The following is a 579-nucleotide window of genomic DNA, read 5'->3' as shown; positions in this document are numbered from 1 at the left end:
TCAGGCCGAGGGCGTTACTGTGACTGGCCATGACGCCATCAGCGTAGCTGAAACGTCGAACGGAATCGTTGTTGCGATTGATCACTTCGATCAGTTGACCATTTTCGTCGTAACGGTACTGCACCAGAGTTTCGACGGCGAGGTTGTCGACCACACGCTTGACATCGGTCAGGCGACCCAGAGGATTGTCGTAATGCAGGTGAACACGAACACCGCCCGGGACGCTGATGTCGGTAAGCGTATTGTCGGCCGAATAGGTGAAGTGCAGGTAATGGCCCAGGGCATTTTCAATGCGCTGCAACTGAACAGCAGTATCGTCGTCCGGCACTTCGCCGAAATAGAAGAAAGTGTTGTCGAGTGTCTGTAGGAGGTAGTGACCGCCCTCAGTGCGAACCAGATGGATTTGCTCATAAGGGTTGTAGGTGCGATCGCCAGGTTCGACGTCAACAAAAGGCACACTGCGCCCCTGGTTATCAGTGAGGTAGACGAAGCTGCCACTTCTGCGCAGACTTTGTTCCCACGGCAGCACCCACCCTCTACCCAGCACGCTTTCAACGTTCAAATCACTTGCGTAGAAAC

At 54.2% G+C, this 579-nt stretch carries 1 protein-coding gene; it reads right to left on the bottom strand.

All coding sequences use genetic code 11. The annotated features are described in order from the left end of the window. Positions 1 to 579 (bottom strand): DUF6531 domain-containing protein (locus tag F8N96_RS34855; RefSeq protein ID WP_224794182.1); only part of this gene is annotated, 579 nt, incomplete at both ends.

The organism is Pseudomonas fluorescens, from assembly GCF_902497855.1.
GTDB classification, from domain to species: Bacteria; Pseudomonadota; Gammaproteobacteria; order Pseudomonadales; family Pseudomonadaceae; genus Aquipseudomonas; species Aquipseudomonas fluorescens_BI.
The sequence above is the reverse complement of the archived record's forward strand: the minus strand, read 5'-3'. Positions and strand labels throughout refer to the sequence as shown.